General features: G+C 69.0%; 14 protein-coding genes and 1 pseudogene. 8 read left to right on the top strand and 7 right to left on the bottom strand.

All coding sequences use genetic code 11. The annotated features are described in order from the left end of the window. Nucleotides 1–48: 48 nt before the first annotated feature. Nucleotides 49–1,527 (bottom strand): amidase, encoded by a 1,479-nt coding sequence (locus MVF96_RS22530; RefSeq protein WP_078112598.1) that lies wholly within the window; start codon nucleotides 1,525–1,527, stop codon nucleotides 49–51. A gap of 439 nt (nucleotides 1,528–1,966) precedes the next feature. Here MVF96_RS22530 and MVF96_RS22525 point away from each other — a divergent pair, with 439 nt between their 5' ends. Further along, on the top strand, nucleotides 1,967–2,932 hold the full coding sequence (locus MVF96_RS22525) for an alpha/beta hydrolase (RefSeq protein ID WP_065632259.1): 966 nt from the start codon (nucleotides 1,967–1,969) through the stop codon (nucleotides 2,930–2,932). Nucleotides 2,933–3,406: 474 nt separating this feature from the next. Then, complete coding sequence (locus tag MVF96_RS22520; RefSeq protein WP_247449427.1) at nucleotides 3,407–4,711, top strand: IS110 family RNA-guided transposase; 1,305 nt, start codon at nucleotides 3,407–3,409, stop codon at nucleotides 4,709–4,711. A 664-nt stretch (nucleotides 4,712–5,375) separates the two neighbouring features. Here MVF96_RS22520 and pgfA read toward each other — a convergent pair. Together pgfA and MVF96_RS22510 are read right to left on the bottom strand one after the other, a co-directional pair. Further along, nucleotides 5,376–6,728, bottom strand: coding sequence for a cell envelope lipid trafficking protein PgfA (pgfA, locus tag MVF96_RS22515; RefSeq protein WP_058253789.1), 1,353 nt, complete (start codon nucleotides 6,726–6,728; stop codon nucleotides 5,376–5,378). A 99-nt stretch (nucleotides 6,729–6,827) separates the two neighbouring features. After that, nucleotides 6,828–8,195 (bottom strand): ABC1 kinase family protein, encoded by a 1,368-nt coding sequence (locus MVF96_RS22510; RefSeq protein ID WP_211540671.1) that lies wholly within the window; start codon nucleotides 8,193–8,195, stop codon nucleotides 6,828–6,830. Between the two features lie 219 nt (nucleotides 8,196–8,414). On the opposite strand from MVF96_RS22510, the gene MVF96_RS22505 reads away from it, so the two are divergent. The 3 genes from MVF96_RS22505 (at nucleotide 8,415) to MVF96_RS22495 (ending at nucleotide 10,941) form a co-directional block, all read left to right on the top strand. Then, nucleotides 8,415–9,458, top strand: a complete 1,044-nt coding sequence (locus MVF96_RS22505) for an NAD(P)-dependent alcohol dehydrogenase (RefSeq protein WP_247450568.1) — start codon at nucleotides 8,415–8,417, stop codon at nucleotides 9,456–9,458. A gap of 134 nt (nucleotides 9,459–9,592) precedes the next feature. After that, the gene (locus MVF96_RS22500) at nucleotides 9,593–9,802 is read left to right on the top strand and encodes a hypothetical protein (protein WP_211540676.1); all 210 of its coding nucleotides are present in this window, start codon (nucleotides 9,593–9,595) and stop codon (nucleotides 9,800–9,802) included. Between the two features lie 32 nt (nucleotides 9,803–9,834). Further along, nucleotides 9,835–10,941, top strand: a complete 1,107-nt coding sequence (locus tag MVF96_RS22495; protein WP_211540678.1) for a hypothetical protein — start codon at nucleotides 9,835–9,837, stop codon at nucleotides 10,939–10,941. A 58-nt stretch (nucleotides 10,942–10,999) separates the two neighbouring features. On the opposite strand, the gene MVF96_RS22490 is transcribed toward MVF96_RS22495, so the two are convergent. From MVF96_RS22490 to MVF96_RS22480, 3 genes and pseudogenes are all read right to left on the bottom strand, one after another. Then, a complete protein-coding gene (locus MVF96_RS22490; RefSeq protein ID WP_058253793.1) occupies nucleotides 11,000–11,605 on the bottom strand; it encodes a flavodoxin family protein in 606 nt (201 codons plus the stop codon). A 39-nt stretch (nucleotides 11,606–11,644) separates the two neighbouring features. Next, nucleotides 11,645–12,079: an SRPBCC family protein gene (locus MVF96_RS22485; protein WP_058253794.1), complete on the bottom strand. Its 435-nt coding sequence runs from the start codon at nucleotides 12,077–12,079 to the stop codon at nucleotides 11,645–11,647. Nucleotides 12,080–12,094: 15 nt separating this feature from the next. Further along, nucleotides 12,095–13,695: pseudogene (locus tag MVF96_RS22480) on the bottom strand (phytoene desaturase family protein). Between the two features lie 207 nt (nucleotides 13,696–13,902). Here MVF96_RS22480 and MVF96_RS22475 point away from each other — a divergent pair. Further along, nucleotides 13,903–14,868 (top strand): SDR family NAD(P)-dependent oxidoreductase, encoded by a 966-nt coding sequence (locus MVF96_RS22475; RefSeq protein ID WP_374193970.1) that lies wholly within the window; start codon nucleotides 13,903–13,905, stop codon nucleotides 14,866–14,868. Between the two features lie 46 nt (nucleotides 14,869–14,914). On the opposite strand, the gene MVF96_RS22470 is transcribed toward MVF96_RS22475, so the two are convergent. After that, nucleotides 14,915–16,441 (bottom strand): FAD-dependent oxidoreductase, encoded by a 1,527-nt coding sequence (locus tag MVF96_RS22470; protein ID WP_211540682.1) that lies wholly within the window; start codon nucleotides 16,439–16,441, stop codon nucleotides 14,915–14,917. Nucleotides 16,442–16,636: 195 nt separating this feature from the next. Here MVF96_RS22470 and MVF96_RS22465 point away from each other — a divergent pair, with 195 nt between their 5' ends. Together MVF96_RS22465 and MVF96_RS22460 are read left to right on the top strand one after the other, a co-directional pair. Then, the gene (locus tag MVF96_RS22465) at nucleotides 16,637–18,349 is read left to right on the top strand and encodes an L-aspartate oxidase (RefSeq protein WP_211540684.1); all 1,713 of its coding nucleotides are present in this window, start codon (nucleotides 16,637–16,639) and stop codon (nucleotides 18,347–18,349) included. Nucleotides 18,350–18,403: 54 nt separating this feature from the next. Beyond that, the gene (locus MVF96_RS22460; RefSeq protein WP_247450566.1) at nucleotides 18,404–19,441 is read left to right on the top strand and encodes an alpha/beta hydrolase; all 1,038 of its coding nucleotides are present in this window, start codon (nucleotides 18,404–18,406) and stop codon (nucleotides 19,439–19,441) included. The last annotated feature ends 49 nt before the right edge of the window (nucleotides 19,442–19,490 follow it).

Here is a 19,490-nt window from a genome sequence, read left to right as displayed (position 1 = left end):
CGGGCCGGTCCCGGGACATGTGCATTCGCAGACGAGATTAGCCCCGTACTACAGCGCGATGTCGGCGTACCGGTGGAACCACGGCGCGGCGGCTTCGAGGCCCGCAGCGAGGGCGAGGAGATCGCCGTCGGCGCCGAGTCGGCCGACGAACTGCACGCCGAGCGGGAGGCCGGCATCGGTCCAGTGCAGCGGCACGCTCATCGCCGGCCGGCCCGTGAGGTTGGCGAGCTGCGTGTACGGCACCCAGCCGAGGCTCTCGTAGATGAGCTTGTCGACGATCCCCAAGCGGGAGATCGCACGGCCGGACCGCGCGCGGGAGGCGAGCCGCGATGCCCGCTGCAGGACCGGCGGCGTGGTCATCGACCCGACCCGCGGCGGCGGTACCGCGAGGGTGGGCGTCAGCAGCAGGTCGTGGGTCTGATGGAAGCGGTCGAGGGCCAGGACGTGGTCGTTGATGTGGTCGAGCGCGGTGAACAGCGGGACGACGCCGGCGGCCCGGCCCAGTTCCGCCAGCGTCAGGGTGTCGGCCTCGAAGTGGGAGTCGGGAGCGCCGGTGAGGCGTCGGACCTCGTCGACCTGGGCGGCGCACTTGGCGAACCAGATGTCGAGGAAGTCGCGGGCGAGGGCGGCGTCGTCGTGCGGCGGATCGACCTCCTCGACCTGGTGGCCGAGTTCGGTCAGGATCGACGCCGCGTGCTCGACCGCGGCGACGGCCTCCGGGTGCGGATTCGCGTTGATCGCAGAGGTCGTGGTGTACCCGATCCGCAGCAACCGGGGCGGGGTCGCGATCCGGGCGCTGTAGGTCTCGGTGTGCAGCGGCGCCGGGTAGGTCGACGACGGCGTCGGTCCGATCAGGGCGTCGTACAGTGCGGCGGCATCGCGGACGGTCCGGGTCACCACACCTTCGACGCCCATCCCGAACAGCGGTTCACCGGTCTGCGGACCGAACGGCATCAGGCCACGCGAGCTCTTGAGCCCGAACAACCCGGTACACGCGGCCGGGATGCGAATGGAACCGCCGCCGTCGCTCGCCCCGGCCGCCGGCACGATCCCGGCGGCCACCGCGGCCGCACTGCCGCCCGATGATCCGCCGGGCGTCACGTCGAGGTCCCAGGGGTTGCGCGCCGGTCCCCAGAGGGTGGGTTCGGTGATGGCCTTCGCGCCGAACTCGGGGGTGTTCGTCTTGCCGAAGACGACGAGGCCGGCGTCGAGGAACCGGCGCACGCCAAAGGAGTGTTCACGGGCGATGTGCGTGGCGAGGGCGCGCGAGCCGCGGGTCGTCGGATACCCGCGGTAGTCCTGCGCGAGGTCCTTGATGAGGAACGGGACGCCGGCGAAAGGCCCGGTGAGGTCACTGCGGACGCGGGCGTCGGCTTCGGCGTCCATGCGGATCACGATGGCGTTGAGCGACGGATTGACCGCGTCTGCACGGGCTCGTGCGAGGTCGAGGAGTTCGGCGGCGGTCACCTCGCCGGAGGCCACGAGACCGGCCAGGGTGGTCGCGTCCGCGGACAGATACTCGCCCATGTGCACGTCCCGACCCTAGTTGTTCGGGGAGCGGGCCGAGCGGACTTGGCGCCGATGGCCCGGCCTGCCCGGGCGCCCGGCCCGTCACCGGAGAATCGGACGGTCACCGTTGCCCGGGCAAACCGGTAACGGGAAGATCGAGGATGTGTGGCCCGAACAGATGAAGAATTCGCCACATGCGCCGCCTATGTACGAAATGAGCTGTTCAACGGCGAGTGCTGTGACGTGCACCACCAAAAGATGTCATCACAGGACTCGCTCTCGCCTTTGCCGAGGCGTTATCGTGCCGTTACACTTCAGCACGACGGGTACCGCTGCCCGGGGGGACCAATACAATCCCCCTACGTACGACTCCGTATGCAAGCCCGCAGTAGTACCCGGTAGGCAAGACCCGCAAGCGGCCGGCTCCGGCCGTGGTGATCCAAAGGAAAACTGACGAATGCTGACACGCGCCCGTAAGCGCCTCGTCGCCGGACTCGTGGCTCTCGTGGCCGTGTCGGGTGCGACGCTGGTCGCAGCTCCGCCGGAGGCCTCCGCGGCCAACGGTTGCAATGTCGAGTACGTCCGCTCGAACGCCATGAACCGGACCGTGCCCGTGTGCATCGTCTCGGCCGGCGGCGGCGGACCCAAGCCGACGTTGTACCTGCTCGACGGACTCCGTGCCCCGAACAACAACAGCGGCTGGCTGATCAACACCGACGTCGCCCGCTACATGGCCGGCAAGGGCACCAACGTCGCCATCCCGTTCGGTGGCGCAGGCAGCTTCTACACCGACTGGCAGACCCCCGATCCCAAGCTGGGTGTCAACAAGTGGGAGACGTTCCTGACCCGCGAACTGCCGCGGTACATGGCTGCGCGTCACGGCAGCGACAGCCGTCGCAACGGCATCGCCGGACTCTCGATGTCGGGCACCTCGGCGCTGAACCTCGCATCGCGCCACCCGAACTTCTACAAGGCGGTCGCGTCCTACAGCGGCTACCCGACGGTCACCATGCCGGGCTTCACCCAGGGCATCATGGCCTCGGTCGCGGAGGTCGGCGGCAACCCGTTCAACATGTGGGGCTTCTACCCCGCGGGCACCTGGTTCCAGAACGACCCGTTCCTGAGCGCGGGCAACCTGGCGGGCAAGAACGTGTACGTCTCGTCCGGTAGCGGTGTCGGCAGCAAGTACGACTCGTCGGTCAACCCGGCCAGCGCCAACTTCGACCCCGTCAAGTTCGCGCAGATGATCCCGCTCGAGGTCGCCGCGTCGACCTCCAGCCAGCTCTACATCGGCCGCCTCGCGCTCGTCCCGGGCGTCAAGCTCACCACCCGGATCACCCCGGACGGTGCGCACTGGTGGGACTACTGGCAGAGCACCTTCAAGGAGTCGTGGGCCAAGACCTTCCGCCCCGCCTTCTTCTGAGTCAGACCCTCTGACAAGGGCCGGTGACCTTCGGGTCACCGGCCCTTGTCGTGCGGACCCCTCCTGCTCCCTGAGGAGCGAGCTTGCGAGCGTCACCCCCTGCTCCCTGAGGAGCGAGCTTCACCCCCTGCTCCCTGAGGAGCGAGCTTGCGAGCCCGACCTCTGCTCCCTGAGGAGCGAGCTTGCGAGCGTCACCCCTTGCTCCCTGAGGAGCGAGCTTGCGAGCGTCACCCCTTGCTCCCTGAGGAGCGAGCTTGCGAGCGTCACGAAGGGTCTTCGCAACCTCGGTCGCCGACCCTTCGTGACGCGCCCTCCGCAAGCTCCGGGCGCTCCTAGTAATAGCTGGAAGGGCTGGTAACTGGGACATCCTCCTGATGTGGTCATAAGGGGCTTGGTTATCCCAACCACAAAAGGAGGATGTCAATGTCTAAGGCTAGTCGTTTGAGTCGTGGAGACAAGCGTCGCAACGATCGGTTGAGCAAGTTCCGGGGCATCGTGCGCCGTGACTACGCGGTCGCAGCGATTGATCTGGCGTCGAAAAAGCAAGTTGTCGCTGTGGTCGATCACGACTCCCGCATCGTGGCGCGCAGAACTTTTCACTGCGCGCCACCGCAGTTGGCCACCGCGATCGAGTGGAGCCGTACCGCCGCTACCGCTGCCGGGTTTGCCGGCATCGTCATCGCGTGTGAACCGACCGGGCATCGCTGGAAAACGGTCCGAGACCTGACCGCGGCGGTCGGGGTGCAGATGGTGTGTGTGCAGCCGATCGCGGTGGCACGGGCCCGAGAGACCGAAGACTTCACCCACGACAAATCCGATGACAAAGACGCCCTGCTGATCGCACGGCTGACCACCCAACTTCATATCTATCTGCCCGAACACGCCGACGAGCAATGGACCCGGCTACGTCACCTCGGCGTACGCCGATCCCAGCAACTCACCCGCCGTGGTGCGGCGCAGCAACAAGCCCGCGACCTCCTCGAAGGCGCCTGGCCCCACGCCCTTGACTGCGCCGGGCAACCGTTCAAATCGGTGACTTGGCTGGCCGCGATGGCCGTCATCGGTTGCACCCCGGAAACGTTGACCGCCCAGGGCAGCCGGGAACAGGCGGTGGCGTGGCTCCGCGAACACGTACGCGCCGAACTGCCCTGCTGGGGTGGGCGTCGGGTCACTACCCGCATCCTGGTCGCGATCGTCGATGCCGCTTTCGCCGTCCAGACCGAGACCACGATCACCGCCGAGGCCGGTGCGCTGGAACGGGCCCGCTACGCCTTGGCCGACTTTCACCACGCCCGCACCGCCTGCGAGCAGGTCGAGGCGGCCATGATCGAGGTCCTCACCGGGCTGGGCCTGCACGAACTCGCCGGATCCATTCCCGGAGTATCGGCGGTCTCGGTGGCGGCGATCCTCGCCGAAACCGGTGACCTGACCCGCTTCGACTCGGCGCGGGCGGTAGTCAAACATGCCGGACTATGCCCCCGGGAGAACTCCTCCGGCGCCTACCGCGGCGCCACCCGCATCAGCGGTCGTGGCCGGCCGCTGTTGCGGGTCGCCGCCTGGCGAGCGGCGTTCGCGGCGTTGACCCACAACGAGGTATACGCCGCCCGCTATCGGCACCTGACCAGCCGAGAAGCAAACCGCCTCAACCCCAACCAGGCCCGGGTAGCGATCGCCGCGGCTCTGTTGCGGCAGCTATACGTCGTCATCACCACCGCCACGCCGTGGAACCCTGACATCGCTGCCGGCCGTACCCGACCCGTAGAAAGGACCGCCGCCTGACCCCTAAACCCCTTCCGGCCGGGACAAGCTCGCTGCTCCTTGGGCACATAAGCCCGACCCTGAGCCTGAGCAGTCCCACCCCGGCGCGAACCAAGCTCGAATGAAGGCTGTTGGGTACCAACCCGTTTGACCGCTAGGTAGAGCCCGCGCCAGGCAACGACCCCGGCCATCCAAAACCCCACCATCATCCATCCCGCAGCCACCACCGGCCGCCGGGCCACACCCCCACGCCCACACCCATCACAGGACCCTGTTGACACAAACCCTCATAGGCTGCTCAGGGAGCGGGGTTGGCCGCGCCCTCCGCAAGCTCCGGGCGCTCCTCAGGGAGCGGGGTTGGCCGCGCCCTCCGCAAGCTCCGGGCGCTCCTCAGGGAGCGGGGCTGGCCGCGCCCTCCGCAAGCTCTGGGCGCTCCTCAGGGAGCGGGATTGGCCGCGCCCTCCGCAAGCTCCGGGCGCTCCTCAGGGAGCGGAAGACACTCTGCCGCGCGCAACCCCTGCTGGCCGAGCAGCTCGTGCACGCGTAGCGTGCCCGCGCGTCCGTCGAGGTCACTTGGGTGGGCCGGCCTACGGAGGAGTGTGTCACCGCCCCTTAACCACAAACACAACACCGCGGGCGCATCCGGTGGTACCGGATGCGCCCGCGGTGGTCGTTGCGTCGCTGCCTATTCGGGCGGCGGCTGCTTGCGGAAGGTGCGCGTGGCCGAGTCGTCGGGCGGCGGCGTGTCACCGACCTTGGGGATCTGCTCGGTCGGCCGCTCCCACGGGTTGGCGCTCGCGGGTGCTGCACCGGCCGGCGGTGCGTCGCGATTGATCAGCGTGGTGTCGCGCTCGTCGGCGGGCGGTGTCGTCGGCGCCGGGGTGTCATCGACCCGGTTGTCGTCGCGGCGTCCGCGGAAGAGCAGCAGCGCGGCGGCGATCAACAGGATCACCCCGACGATGCCGAGGATGATCGGCACCCAGAAGCCGCCGACCTTCAGCTGGTCGACGTAGCCGCTGGCCTTGCTCGCCTGGTTGGAGACGGTGTCGTCGGTCCACTTGAAGGTGCCCTTCAGGGCGTCCATCCGGAACTCGCGCACCGCTTCCGGGGTGGCGTCGCTCTGGTCGGGCGACTTGAAGTACTGGTGCTGGTCCTCACGACCGTCGACGATGGTCCCGGTCTCCGGCTCGACCCACACGTGGCGGGTCGCGGCGGCGTACCGGTGCATCGTGATCGGGTCGTTCGCCCGCACTCCGCGCCCGGTGATGCCCCACCAGCGGGCAGGCATCGTCAGCATCGTGCCCAGAGCTGCTTCACCCTGCGCGTTGGGGAGGTTGGAGAGATCGGTCTCCGGGACGTCACACACGAAGTGATACGTGTTGATCCCGTCGATGGTCTCCTCGCCCTCGAACTTCGCCGCGCAGTCCTGGCGGGTGTTGAGGTCGTAGTACGGGTAGTCGCGCTGCTGCACGTCGAAACCGAACTTGTACTGGTATCCGGTGCGGTTGTCGATGGCGACCGACACGTCATTGACGTTGCCGCCCTCGGGGACCGCCTCGAGCTGCAGCGAGCTGACCGCCCCGTTGGGTGCCGAGGTCTTGCGGTTCACCGACACGCGGTCGATGGTCGCGGTCAGCAGACCGTCCTCACAGGTGCGGGTCTCGCCCGCAGCCGCGAAGCTGGGTTCGGTCTCGGTTCCCTCGGCGTCGCGCAGGCGGTCGATGCGCACGGTCTGCGCCGACTGCAGGCTCGCCTGGCGGCTGTCCGACGGTTCGATGATGATCGAGCGTCGCTGCTGGGTGAGATGCGCCTCGAGAGTGCGGGCACGATCCTCGGACACCGAGCAACGGTCGAAGATCACCGCCGGGAAGCGCTCTCCGGTCGAACCGTCCGCCGCCACCGTGGTCGCGTCGGAGGTGATGTCCAGATCGAGCGGAACCACCTTCAACTGCGGCACGAGGTAGAGCGGTATGGCGATGGCCGCCGCGATACACGCAGCGCCGAAGAAGGCCAGCACTGCCGGCACAAAACGTCTCATGTGTGACTCCTGGAATCAGCTGATCGCTCCCACCCTAACTGTCGCGTTTGCCACAGTTGGCCACAGTCGGTCCGACATGCCGGGATCCGCGGCGGGGAGTCAGCCCTGGGCGGCTCGACGATCGCGTTCCGCCTCCTTCAGGATGCCGGCCATGTAGCCGTAGATCTCCTTGTCGGACATGGCCTTCCACCGGGGCGCCAGCAGTTTCGTGTACTTCTCGACGTACAGCAACTGCTTACCCACGAGGACGAGTTCACGCGGGAGCCGTGCGTCGTGGGCCTTGGCGACGGCGGCGAGTTGCCGCCCGAGGTCGGTGTAGGACATCGAACCGAGGTCGGTGGTCGACAGCGGAGTCGTCACCTTCTTGATGTCCTCCGCGCCCTGCGACGTCGAACCCGGCTTGTGGACGGCGCCGAGGAGGAAGATCGCCCGGCCGGCGGACTCGTAGTCCCCGCGGACCACGAGGTCGACGACGAGCTGGCGGAGCATGCGCCGGGTGCGCGGGGTGAAACGCCCGACGATGCCGAAATCGAGGAGGACCAGCTTGCCCGCGTCGTCGACGAGGACGTTCCCGGCGTGCAGGTCCCCATGGAACAACCCGCCGTGGAATGCCGAGTCCAGTAGGGACAGCAGGAGGTTGCGGCACAGCGCGACTCCGTCGTGGCCTGCGGCGCGTACGGCCGCGACGTCGTCGATGCGGATGGCGTGGATTCGTTCCATGGTCAGCACGCGCTGCGTCGTGAAGTCGTCGTAGACGTGCGGCACGCGGACTCGGTCGCCGTACGGGCCCGGCTGCAGGCAGGCGAACCACTCGCGCATGGTGTCGGCCTCGATGCGGAAGTCCAGTTCGGCGTCGAGGCCGGCCGCGAAGTCCTCGACCACGTGCCGCGCGCTGAGCATCCGCCCGTACTCGGAGATCTCGACGAGGCCGGCGAGGCGTTCGAGGATCGCGACGTCGGGCGCCAGGCGGTCGGCGATGCCCGGACGCTGGATCTTGACGACCACCTCCTCGCCGCCGCGCAAGGTCGCGGTGTGCACCTGGGCGATCGACGCCGACGCGATGGGCACCGGATCGAACGTGGCGAAGACTTCCTCGGGCGCTCGGCCCAGTTCGGCGATGAACTGTGCACGCATGAGCGCGGGGTCGGCGGGTTTCACGCGGTCCAGGAGTGATTCGAACTCGGTGGACATCGATTCGGAGAAGACGCCGGGACTCGAGGCGATGAGCTGGCCGAGCTTCACGTAGGTCGGACCCAGGTGTTCGAACGTGGTCCGGATCTCGTGCGCGACGCGGGCGGCGCCGGGTGGGCGACCCCGTAGGGCGTCGCCTGCCGTGTGGAGGACGAAGCGTCCGACGCCCGCAGCCGCGTGAGCGGTGGTCGTCCCGAATCGCGTGAGCTCGGCGATCGGGGACACCGGGTGCAACTGCGTGCGCTGACCGTCGTCGACTGAGCTGTTGATCGTCACCGTCGGTCATTGTAACGATCATCGCCGACGGATCCAGTGGCCTCGCGCCCCGATGGACAGCACCCGCGACGCCGCGACGTGCCGTTATGGCAAGGAAAACGCGCGGGGGGCAGACTGGCGGGCGTCGGACACATGCATCAGCCCGCATCTGTTCGTGTGTCGTCGGTGCGTTGCGCATCGCCCATCTGCCACCCATCGAATGTGTACCCAGGAGTCCGCATGCCCACCACGGTCAACGCCTACATCGCGCCGGCAGCCGATCGCCCGCTCGAACCGACCACCATCGAACGACGCGACCTGGGCCCGCACGACGTGTCGATCGACATCGCGTTCGCCGGGATCTGTCATTCCGACATCCACACCGCCCGCGACGAGTGGGGCGGGACGAAGTTCCCGGTGGTGCCCGGCCACGAGATCGCCGGGACGGTCGCGGCCGTCGGCGACGACGTCACCCGGTACGCGGTCGGTGATCGGGTCGGCGTGGGCTGTTTCGTCGACTCGTGCCGCGAGTGCGAACCGTGCCGACTCGGCGAGGAGCAGTACTGCGAGCGGGGCAACGTGGGCACCTACAACGCCGTCGGCCGCGATGGGACACCCACGCACGGCGGATACAGCACGTCGATCGTCGTCGACGAGAACTACGTCCTGCGGATTCCCGACGGCATCGCACTCGACGAGGCAGCCCCGCTGCTGTGTGCCGGGATAACGCTCTACTCACCGCTGCGGCACTGGGGGGTCGGCCCGGGGAAGAAGGTGGCGATCGTCGGCCTGGGCGGGCTCGGTCACGTCGGGGTGAAGATCGCCCACGCGCTCGGCGCCGAGGTGACGGTGCTGTCGCAGTCGCTGAAGAAGATGGAGGACGGTCTGCGCCTCGGAGCCGACCACTATCACGCGACCGGCGACCCGCAGACCTTCCGTGAACTGCGCAGTTCGTTCGACCTCATCTTGAACACCGTGTCGGCCAACCTGCCGATCGGAAAATACCTCGGCATGCTCGCTCTCGACGGCACGCTGGTAGAACTCGGGCTGCCCGAACATCCGATCGACGTGCCCGCGGGTGCGCTGATCGGAAAGCGGCGCAGCTTCGCCGGCTCGATGATCGGCGGCATCGCACAGACCCAGGAGATGCTCGACTTCTGCGCCGAACACGGCATCGGTGCCGAGATCGAGGTGATCTCCGCGGACCGGATCAACGAGGCCTACGACCGCGTCGTGGCCTCGGATGTGCGCTACCGCTTCGTGATCGACACCTCGACGCTCTAGTACGGCTCGGTGACGGTCGACCGTCTCCGCGCTTGGTCGGTGTCCCGCCGGGTTTGCCCGCTGTGGTGAACGGGAACCCGTCCCTCTGACAGAGGCACCACCGAGCGACACCAACCGGAGGGTCGACGCACACGATGACCGAAGAACTGCCCATGGAGCCGGCCGAGACCGGTAAGCCGGACGCGACGCCGGATGATGCTCGACGCAAGGTCGACGAACTCGAGGAGCGGACTGTCGACGAACCCGACACGGACGAGCAGGTGGACCCCTCCGCCGCCACCGCCCGCGACGACGAGGACAACCCGGACTCCCCTGCGGCGGGGGAGTCCGAGCCGCCGGACTGAGGCCCCGCCTGATCATGACGGCAGAGACGCACATGACCACCGAGAACGACGATCCGCGGCGCGCCGGAGCGCTGCGGATCGTCGCCGAACACGGTCTTCCGGCCGCCCTGATCGAGCGCGGTGAGGACCGCTTCGAGCAGATCGCCGACGAGCTGTCACTGGAGTACCGCGGACACACCGTCACGAGGGACACCACACTGCAGATGACGCCGCGCGGTGATCTGGAGACCGTCTGGGGTACGGATGACTCGGCCGACGAGGTGGTCGTGTTCGTCACCGAGATGCCGCGGCTGTACAAGCCGCGGGACGCCGACGGCAACGATCGCAGCCCACGAAACCTTGTGGTGCTGGCCGAACTCGACCGCGAACGCAACGCCGCCGTCGTCTCGCTCCCAGCTCTCGGACCCGCTCCCCGGCGAGCGCTGCGGACCTTGATCTCCACCATCGCCGAGGCGGTGACCGGTGCGGGGTCCATGCGCGAGTTCGAGGAGCAGCGCGGCATCGTCGTCATCGGCGACGGCGACACCGAATACGTGTGCGCCGAGGGTTATTCGCGTCGTCTGAAGTTGATGGCCGGAATGGTTCGGGGAAATCGGCCGTGGCGGCTGATCCCGACCCTCACCGGCATGACCGCCGCAGCCGCCGCAGCGGCGTCGTTCGGCATCTTCTTCTCCACGATCTGGTCGATGGCCAATGCGCTGAGTGCGTGGCGTCTCGCAGCCATCACCCTGCTGTCGTTGGTGCTCGCCTCGCTGTGGCTCATCGTCAACAATCGCCTGTGGGAACGGGTGACGGTCACCGCGAAACCGCGTGCGCGCCTCTACAACATGGCGACGGTGTGCACCGTCGTGTTCAGCGCGGTGGTGCTGTACGCCGGGCTGTTCCTGGCGACACTGACGGCGGCGCTCATCGTCATCGAGGAGAACTTCCTCGCCTCGCAGCTCGGATATCCGGTGGGGTTGCGCAATTACGTGTACCTGGCATGGCTGGCGACGTCGATGGGGATCTTCGCCGGCGCCCTCGGTTCCAGTGCCGACAGCTACGACGACGTCCTGCGGGCCACCTACGGATACCGGGAGCGACTACGCCGCCAGGCTGCCGAGGACGCCGGTCATCTCGCGGACGGCGAGACGGCCTGAGCCGCACGACATCGGACAGCGACTGGGAGTCGACAAAGGTCGTCCGCGGACATCTTGCTCATTCGTACGGTGGAAAGCTGTTCTGCGACAGCAGTCGAGCGAGGTGTGCCGCGTTGCGGGCGGCGGCATGGGTGGCGGAGTCGACGGGGTCGGGAACCGAGTCGAGATCCTTGTAGTCGCGGCCGCCCATCGCCTCGTCGTTCCAGTAGGTGTTGCCCTGCCCGGGGATCGTGAACCCGATGTCGTTGAGCGCGCCGAAGACATCGGCGATGATCTTGTGGGCGCCGTCCTCGTTGCCGACGACACCGCACATCGCCACCTTGCCCAGCATCCCGGGGCGGCCGGCGTCGTCGGTCTCGGAGATCTCCGCGTCGAGGCGTTCCAGAACACGCTGGGTGACGCTGGACATGTGGCCCAGCCACGTCGGGGTCGCGATCACCAGGATGTCGGCGGCCGCAACCCGTTCGAAGAGCGCGGGCCACTCGTCACCGTCGCCCATGTCTCGTTCGACTCCCGGCCGGATGTCGAAATCCACCGCTCGGACGATGTCCCCGGTCACGCCCTGCTCGGCGAGTGCGTCCAGGATATGTCGGGCGATGAGCTCGCTGCTCGATTCAGCAGGAGAGGGTTTGAGGGTGCAGTTGATGGCGAGTGCTGTGGTCATGCCAGAAGGCGTACCCGCACCGACCCGGTTGCAACCCTGTCATCCCGCGTGGTTCTCGGCGAGCATCGCCAGCCGTTTCAGGCATTCGTTGAGGCGCGGCGACATGACGGTTTCCTGGATGGTCGGCGGAATCCATCTGAGCGGCGGGGTCTCCACGAACTCCTCCATGCCGATGAGGGAACCGTCACCGTCCTTCTCGATCGTCATGCGGATTCGTGCACGACCGAAAGGCCATCCGGCGGCCGACAATTCGAGAAGCCCGGCCTTCGACTCGACGGATTCCGTCTCGTCGTTGAGCAGAGCCGGCCACACCCCCGCCGAGTGATAGATCTTCGATCCGGGTTGCGGCCACGTGTGGTCGACGTTGCGGATGCGGGAGGCCCCGACGACCCACGAGGCGTACAGCCAGCCGTTGGACAGCACCGACCAGACCTGCGCCGGTGTGGCACTCGTATGACGTTCGACTCGGTTCATGCTCCGCTGCTCCGTTCAGTGATTGTTGTCGGTCTTGGTCAGTCGTCGGATGATGTTGCGGTCGAATACTCTTCGCGGGAATCCGCGGAACCCGTCCGAGGCGAGGGCGGCGCGCGCGGCATTGTTGCCACAGGCGCCGTGGACCCCGCCACCGGGGTGCGCTCCCGCCCCCGCCAGGTAGAGGCGATCCACCGGCGTCGACGCACCGCCCAGGTTCGGCGTCGGGCGGAAGATCAACTGCTGGAACAGTTGTGCCGTACCGCCGTTGACCGTCCCATGGACGAGATTGGCGTCGGCGGCCTGCAGGTCGTGTGGGGTCTGGACGTGCCGTCCCACGATGAGGTCGGAGACACCGGGCGCGTGGGCTTCGAGGACGGCGTCCATCCTGCGGGCCAGCAGCTGGGCCGCCTCGTCGTCGGTCACTCCGCGCGGGAGATGGCTGTAGGACCAAGCGCTTTCGGTGCCCGCGGGGGACCGGCCCGGGTCCGCGGTGGTCATCTGGCCGAAGAGCAGGAACGGATGCTCCGGGACACGGCCGGTTTCGATGTCGGCGGTCCCGTAGGCGATGTTGCGCGCGTCGGCGCCGAGGTGGATGGTGCCGGCTCCGCTGAGATTGTTACTGCGCCAAGGGATCTTCTCACGCAGGGCGTAGTTCACCTTGACCACCGGGGTGTCCCAGGCGAAGGCCCTCAGGTCGTCGAGGACGCGCGCGGGCACGACGTCGGCCGACAGCAGCTCGGTGTAGAGCGTGGGCGCTGCCACGTCGGCGAGCACGGCGCGCTTCGCCGGCCATCGGCGGCCGGTGCTGTCCACCACCCCGGTGGCCCGCCCGCCCTGGACGTCAATCCGGGTGACGCGGGTGTCGCAGACGACGGTCACCCCGGCGCTCTCGGCGCGGCGTCGAAGGGCCGCGGGCAGTGCGCTCGCCCCGCCCACGGGTACGGGATACCCGGTGTCCTGGCCGAGCATGGTCAGCAGGTACCCCATCAATCCGCTGCCGGGTGCGTGGAGCGGGATGTCGGCGTGCAGGGAGTTGCCGATGATGAGCAGACCGGATTTCTCGCTGTGGAACAGTTCACGCACCATCTGATCGGCCGGCAGGATAGGAACCGGGCCAGGCGCAGGGCGTCTGCCGTGCCGAGCGAGCGGAGGAGCGACAACAGCGCGCGGACCGGGGGGAACGGACCGAACAGGGTGTCGAGGATCGCGGGCCGGAGTTGCTGCCACTGCTCGACCAGGTCGAGCCAGGCGCGCCGGTCACGCTCGTCGAAGGTGGCCAGGTGCGCGGCGGTGTCGGCGGCATCGGGGAAGACGACCGGCGCGTTGACGTCGTCGGGCCCAGCGGGGTGGCCGACGGCCAGCGGTGCGCGGCTCCACTCCAGACCGTGATCGGCGAGGTCGAGGTCGGCGAAGACCGGCGACGCCACCGCGAGCGGATAGAAGGCGCTGAACAGGTCGGTGACGTACCCGGGGGTGATCTCGGCGCTCCGGACTGCGCCGCCGACCTCGGGCTGCGCTTCGAGGAGCGTGACATCCCAGCCCGCATCGGCGAGCCGGATCGCGGCGATGAGCCCGTTGTGGCCGGCCCCGACGACCACTGCATCCGACACACTCAACGGTCGACTCCCCTCGTCCGTATCGATCTCACCCGGCCGATGTGCTCCGGGCCGGTACGTCACGCTGTCCGGTGCGCGGGTTACCCGCGGCCCCCGACCGTAAACGCCGACGATGCGCGCGGGAGGTGAACGCGCGGGTCGAGGCGCAGCCGTGCCCGGCGATTCTGAGGGATGTGTAGCGCCGGGGCAAGCGGGTAGTCCGCACGGGTGACGAACTGGTCTGAACTCCGGTCGCTGCGCCTGGACCCGGCGTTTCCGCCCGCGCGACTGTGGCATCCGCAGGTCTCCGATGGCCGGCTTCGTCGGCGCTGCGCCGGGCGGCCGGTGGTGATCACCGGTGCCGGGGCGGGGATGGGCCGGGCACTCGCGCGGCGATTCGATCGTGCGGGTGTCGAGGTGTTCCTGAGCGATGTCGACCTTCCGGCCGCGCAGGAAACGGTGCGGTTGTGCGACGCCGGTGCCCGGGTGCATCTCGACGAGGTCGATGTGTCCGACGCCGATGCGATGACCGCATATGCCGACGCCGTCATCGGTCGGTCCGGCCCGCCGGCCATGGTGTTCAACAATGCCGGGATCACGATGGTGGCGGGCGTTCTCGAGGAGGACGACGATTACGCGCGGCGGATCATGGCCGTGAACCTCGGCGGCGTCGTGAACGGCACCGTGGCCTTCCTCCCGCATCTGCAGGCGGCCGGCGGCGGGTCGATCGTGAACACCTCCAGCGCCTTCGGATTCCTCGGTTGCCCCACGCAGTCCGCGTACTCCGCCTCGAAGTTCGCCGCGCGCGGCTACTCCGAGACCATCCAGCTACAGCTTCGTGCCCAAGGGTCCGACGTCCGGGTGCACAGTGTTCATCCCGGCGTCGTGCACACCGAGATCGCCGCCCGCGCGTTGTACGTGACGCCCGGGGTGCGGGACTTCGTGACGCGGGGGTTCAACCGTCGCCTGCCCGGTACGCGGCCGGATGCCGCGGCAGCGGCGATCCTGCACGGGGTCCTGAGCGGCCGGGACCGCATTCCGGTCGGCCTCGACGCGCGAGCACTCGACGTAGGTGTCCGCGTCCTGGCCGGAGCGGTGCAGCGCCCGATCGCGACGCTGACCGGTCCGGTGTTCCGACGCATGCTGGGCGAGGCCGCGCTTGCCGGTTCGGCGCCGGCCGTCGTCCGGACTTGACAAGGCGAACCGTCGTCGGGCCCGACGACGGTCCGCTGTGTCCCGCTCAGTCGTTGTGCGAGGCCAGGTTCCGGGTGGCCGGACCTTCGAGGACCTCGCCGGTGTGGCTGAATCGCGAACCGTGCAGCGGGCAGTCCCAGGACTGTTCGGCATCGTTCCATCGCAGCACGCCGTAGAGGTGCGTGCACAGCGGCGCGACGGACCGCGTCTGGCCCTGCACGGTGCACACGCCCTCGGGCTTCACGCCGGAACGCCCGACGCTGCCGTCGCCTTCCTCGGGTGCGCCGTCGGTCGGCTTCAGCAGCGACAGGTAACCGGCGGCCATGTATCCCGCGACCTGCGCGTTGGCCGACACCGCCGAGGCCAGCGAGCCGGGGCGGCTGATCTCGGTCGTGCGCCACGGGCGCAGGGTCGTCGACCACGGTGGTTCGGAACCGAGGATGCGTCCCGTCATCGCGAGCGCCGCGGCGACGCCGTTTGTCAGACCCCACTTGGCGAACCCGGTCGCCACCTGCACCGAGTCGACGCCCGGCAGAATCGGTCCGACATAAGGCAATTCGTCGATCGTCGTGTAGTCCTGGGCCGACCAGCGCGCGACCATCTGTGCCGAGGGGAAGTGCTTCTGGGTCCAGCTGATCAGGTCGAGGACATGCTGTCGCTCGGACTTCGTCCGGCCCACCTCGTGTCCGAAGCCGCCGACCATGAGCAGTTCGCGGTCGTAGCCGGGCCGGGAGACCGTCCGCAGTGAGACCGACGGGTTGTCGGAGCCGAGGTACATCTCGCCGGGGATGTCCCCGTCGACGGTGAACGCCGCGGCGTAGGACCGCTGGGGATGGACCCGGGCGAAGTAGCCGCCGCGGTCGAGGAAGGGCTGTCCGGTGGCGATGACCACCGAGTCGGCACGGACGTCACCGGCGTCGGTCGAGAGGACGTTCGGTGAGCCGTGGCGGAGGCCCTGCACACGGACGCCCTCGTAGAAGTGGCCGCCGTGTGCGCGCAGGTCGTCGGCCAGGGCACGGAGCACGACCATCGGGTCGATCTGGGCCTGACCGTCGAGGCGAATGGCGGTGCGGACGTCGAAGGGCAGCTCGGGGCAGTCGACGTGTTCGACGGGCAGGTCATGAGCGCGGCAGGCCTCGAACTCCTTCTCCACCGACTTCGCGCCGGACGCGGTAGCGGCGAAGGTGAGGGCCGCACGTTCGTCGACCTGCAGGCCGCGGTGTTCGAGATAGTGGCGCAACCAGGCCTGTCCCTCGCGGTTGGCCTCGACGTAGTCCTGTACGGCCGAGTGGCCGTGGCGGCTCGCGATCGACGACAGTCGAGTGCCCTGGAGCAGCGAGAGCTTGCCGGTGGTGTGGCCGGTCGCCGCGGCGCCCATGTGCCGGGCTTCGAGGACCGCGACCGACTGGCCCGCGCGGGCCAGCAGCAGGCCGGTCGTCAGACCGGTGATGCCACCTCCGACGATGACCTGGTCGAATCTGTCGACGACGTCGATGGGCATCGTCTCCGGGCGGACATCGGGCAGGTACTCGGGGGCTGCCTCACCTGCGGGGTCGAACCAGAGGGTTTTCATGCTGACCGGTTTTGCCCTTGCCGGAGGTGATCAAACATCGCGGCCGGAGACGATCAAACATCGGAGCCGGCGGGCCGCCGAGCATTTCGGGCGGCGCACTCGCAGGGTAGGGTTTTCGACTGGGAATCGAAAACATGTCCGGGGTGTTGCCCGGAGGGCCTGCGGCACCCCGAGCCGCGGCGAGAGGCGGTTGACATGAGCGGGTTCACTCGCGGACTGACCGGGACCGAGGAAACGGTCCGCGCCGACCTCGTGGTGGTGGGTGCCGGAATCGCCGGACTGACGGCGGCGCTGTGGGCCGCCCACGAGGGGCTCCGGGTCGTCGTGCTCAACAAGGGGCCGGGCTGGGACGTCGCGAATGCGGAGCAACCCACGTCCACGTTCTACGCGCAGGGTGGGGTCGCGGTCGTGATGCCCGGCGCGGAGACGGGAAGCCCGGACAGCGCCGATTCCGTGGACCGCCACCTCGCCGACACGGTCGCCGCCGGCGGCGGTCTCACCGATGCCGCGGCGTCGGGCCTCATCCTCGCCGACGGCTGGGACTCGGTGTCGGCCCTCATCGGCTGGGGTGCCGAATTCGACCGGGACACCGACGGTCTGCTCCTGCGCACCCGTGAGGGCGGCCACACCCGCCGGCGCATCATCCACGCCGGCGGCGACGCGACCGGGGCCGCGATCCAGCGCGCGCTGCACGAGGCCGTCCGGCAGACCGCCGGCGGCGACGCGACCGGGGCCGCGATCCAGCGCGCGCTGCACGAGGCCGTCCGGCAGACCGCCGGCGGAGACGTGCCGCCGATCCGGTTCCTCGACGACACGATCGCCACCGCGATCCACCTCGACGACGGCCGGGCAGTCGGTGTCGCGTGCCTGCGCGACGGCCGTCCCACGTCGGTCCTCGCCCCGACCGTGCTCCTCGCGACCGGCGGGGCGGGGCACCTCTACGCCGCCACCACGAATCCGGCGGGCGCCACCTGCGACGGCATCGCGCTGGCACTGCGCGCCGGGGCGCAGGTGTCCGATCTCGAGTTCATCCAGTTCCACCCGACGATGCTCTACACCGCGGGCGCGCGGGGTCGGCGGACCCTCATCAGCGAGGCGGTGCGCGGCGAGGGCGGACGGCTCATCGACGTCGAGGGCCGGTCGCTCACCGCGGGCGTCCACCCGATGGGCGATCTCGCACCCCGCGACGTGGTGGCCGACGCGGTGCAGACCGCGATCGAGCTCACCGGGCACCCGTGCGTGTATCTCGACATCGCCGACGTCGGCGACTTCGAGGCACGCTTCCCGACGGTGACCGCAGGTGTCCGCGCGGCCGGCCTCGACCCCGCGTCCGGACGGATCCCGGTCGTCCCCGGCGCGCACTATCTGTGCGGCGGGGTCGTGACCGACGAGTCGTCCCGCACCGCGGTCGATGGGTTGCTCGCGGCCGGCGAAGTCGCGCGCACCGGGCTGCACGGCGCCAACCGTCTGGCATCGAACAGCCTGCTGGAAGGCCTGGTGATGGGCCGTCGCGCGGCCGCCGTGGCAGTCGCGCGTCGCGAGATCCCGGTTCCCGAACGCGCCGAACGGAAGGTCGAGCAGCCGGTCCCCGTCCTGGACCGCGAACAGCTCCAGAACATGATGACGCGTCATGTCGCGCTACGACGGTCGGCTGCCGGTCTCGCCGAAGTCGCCGCGACGCTCGCCGCCGCGCCGCGTCGGATGGCCGACTCGGTACGCGACATCGAGGACGCGGCACTCACGCTCACCGCGTCCGCGGTCGTCGCCGCCGCTGCCGCGCGTACCGAATCCCGCGGAGCGCATGTCCGCACGGATTACCCGTTGACCGCGGATGTGGCGGAGTCGCGGGTGTTCCGGATCGTCGACGGCGAATTGCGGGAGGCCCGTCCCGTGAGCCTGCCCGGCTGAGCGGACCGGTCAAGTCGACGCCTCTGGGGTGCTGTCGGAGATAGATTGACCCCGATGACCCAGATCTCCGCAGACGGTTCGGGGCCCCAGGGCGGCCCCGATCGCGACGACCCGGATTCCCGCACCCCTGTTCCCGGGGGCCCGGAACGAATCACCCTCGAGCTCGGACACATCACCCTGCACGCGCTCGCGTGGGGTCCCGCGGCCGGTCCGGTGGCCGTGTGCCTGCACGGATTTCCCGACTCGGCATGGACGTGGCGGCATCTCGGGCCCGAACTCGCCGGCGCCGGGTACCGCGTGGTCGCCCCGTTCACACGCGGTTACGCACCGTCGGAGATACCGAAGGACAACGACTTTCACGTTGCGGCGCTGGCCTACGATGCGCTGGCGGTTCATCGCGCGGTCGGAGCCGGCGCCGATGCCGTCCTGATCGGGCACGACTGGGGCGCGATGACGGCGAACGCGGTGGCGCACCGCGACGACAATCCGTACGCGCGGGTGGTCTCGATGTCGGTCCCGCCGGTTCCGGCGGTCCGGCGCTCGATCGGCGGTGGGGTCGACGGCGTCAAGACGCTCGCGCGTCAGGCGGTGATGAGCTGGTACATCGCGTTCAATCAGCTGCCGTGGTTGCCCGAACAGACTCTCGACCGCCTCATCCCGCTCCTGTGGCGCCGCTGGCGGCTCGATTCGGCGGCGACCCCTGTCCGGCCCGACCACCGACTGGACGTCGACCACGCGCTCGCGGCGCTGCCCACACGTGCCCATCGGGCAGCCGCGCTCGGGTACTACCGCGCACTTCGCCGGCCGCGGACCCATCCTCGGTACGCCGCGTTGCGGAACGACTGGCTGGGCGAATCACGTTCTCCCACATTGTATTTGCATGGAGCAGACGACGGGTGCATGCAGTCGCGTCTTGCGGACGCGGTCCGCGAGGTGTTGCCGGCGGGCAGTGCGGCCGCGGTCGTCGCCGGGGCGGGCCATTTCCTGCACCTCGACCAGCCGGACGAGGTGAACGCGAGGATCCTCGCGTTCCTCGGTTCGGACGCGCGGGGCCAAGAGGGTGGCACCGGACCGGCCCGCTTCGTACACTGACCCGCGGGATCTTCACCACACCGTGGCCACCGGGGGAGGGCCACCGCAG

Source organism: Gordonia hongkongensis (genome assembly GCF_023078355.1).
GTDB lineage: Bacteria > Actinomycetota > Actinomycetes > Mycobacteriales > Mycobacteriaceae > Gordonia > Gordonia hongkongensis.
The sequence above is the reverse complement of the archived record's forward strand: the minus strand, read 5'-3'. Positions and strand labels throughout refer to the sequence as shown.

Excerpts from the sequence above, each read along its gene's own strand:
- MVF96_RS22470 (WP_211540682.1), bottom strand. The coding sequence starts at position 16,441 with ATGAAAACCCTCTGGTTCGACCCCGCAGGTGAGGCAGCCCCCGAGTAC.
- MVF96_RS22525 (WP_065632259.1), top strand. The coding sequence starts at position 1,967 with ATGCTGACACGCGCCCGTAAGCGCCTCGTCGCCGGACTCGTGGCTCTC.
- MVF96_RS22485 (WP_058253794.1), bottom strand. The coding sequence starts at position 12,079 with ATGAACCGAGTCGAACGTCATACGAGTGCCACACCGGCGCAGGTCTGG.
- MVF96_RS22490 (WP_058253793.1), bottom strand. The coding sequence starts at position 11,605 with ATGACCACAGCACTCGCCATCAACTGCACCCTCAAACCCTCTCCTGCT.
- MVF96_RS22465 (WP_211540684.1), top strand. The coding sequence starts at position 16,637 with ATGAGCGGGTTCACTCGCGGACTGACCGGGACCGAGGAAACGGTCCGC.
- MVF96_RS22495 (WP_211540678.1), top strand. The coding sequence starts at position 9,835 with ATGACCACCGAGAACGACGATCCGCGGCGCGCCGGAGCGCTGCGGATC.
- pgfA (WP_058253789.1), bottom strand. The coding sequence starts at position 6,728 with ATGAGACGTTTTGTGCCGGCAGTGCTGGCCTTCTTCGGCGCTGCGTGT.
- MVF96_RS22530 (WP_078112598.1), bottom strand. The coding sequence starts at position 1,527 with ATGGGCGAGTATCTGTCCGCGGACGCGACCACCCTGGCCGGTCTCGTG.
- MVF96_RS22500 (WP_211540676.1), top strand. The coding sequence starts at position 9,593 with ATGACCGAAGAACTGCCCATGGAGCCGGCCGAGACCGGTAAGCCGGAC.
- MVF96_RS22505 (WP_247450568.1), top strand. The coding sequence starts at position 8,415 with ATGCCCACCACGGTCAACGCCTACATCGCGCCGGCAGCCGATCGCCCG.
- MVF96_RS22460 (WP_247450566.1), top strand. The coding sequence starts at position 18,404 with ATGACCCAGATCTCCGCAGACGGTTCGGGGCCCCAGGGCGGCCCCGAT.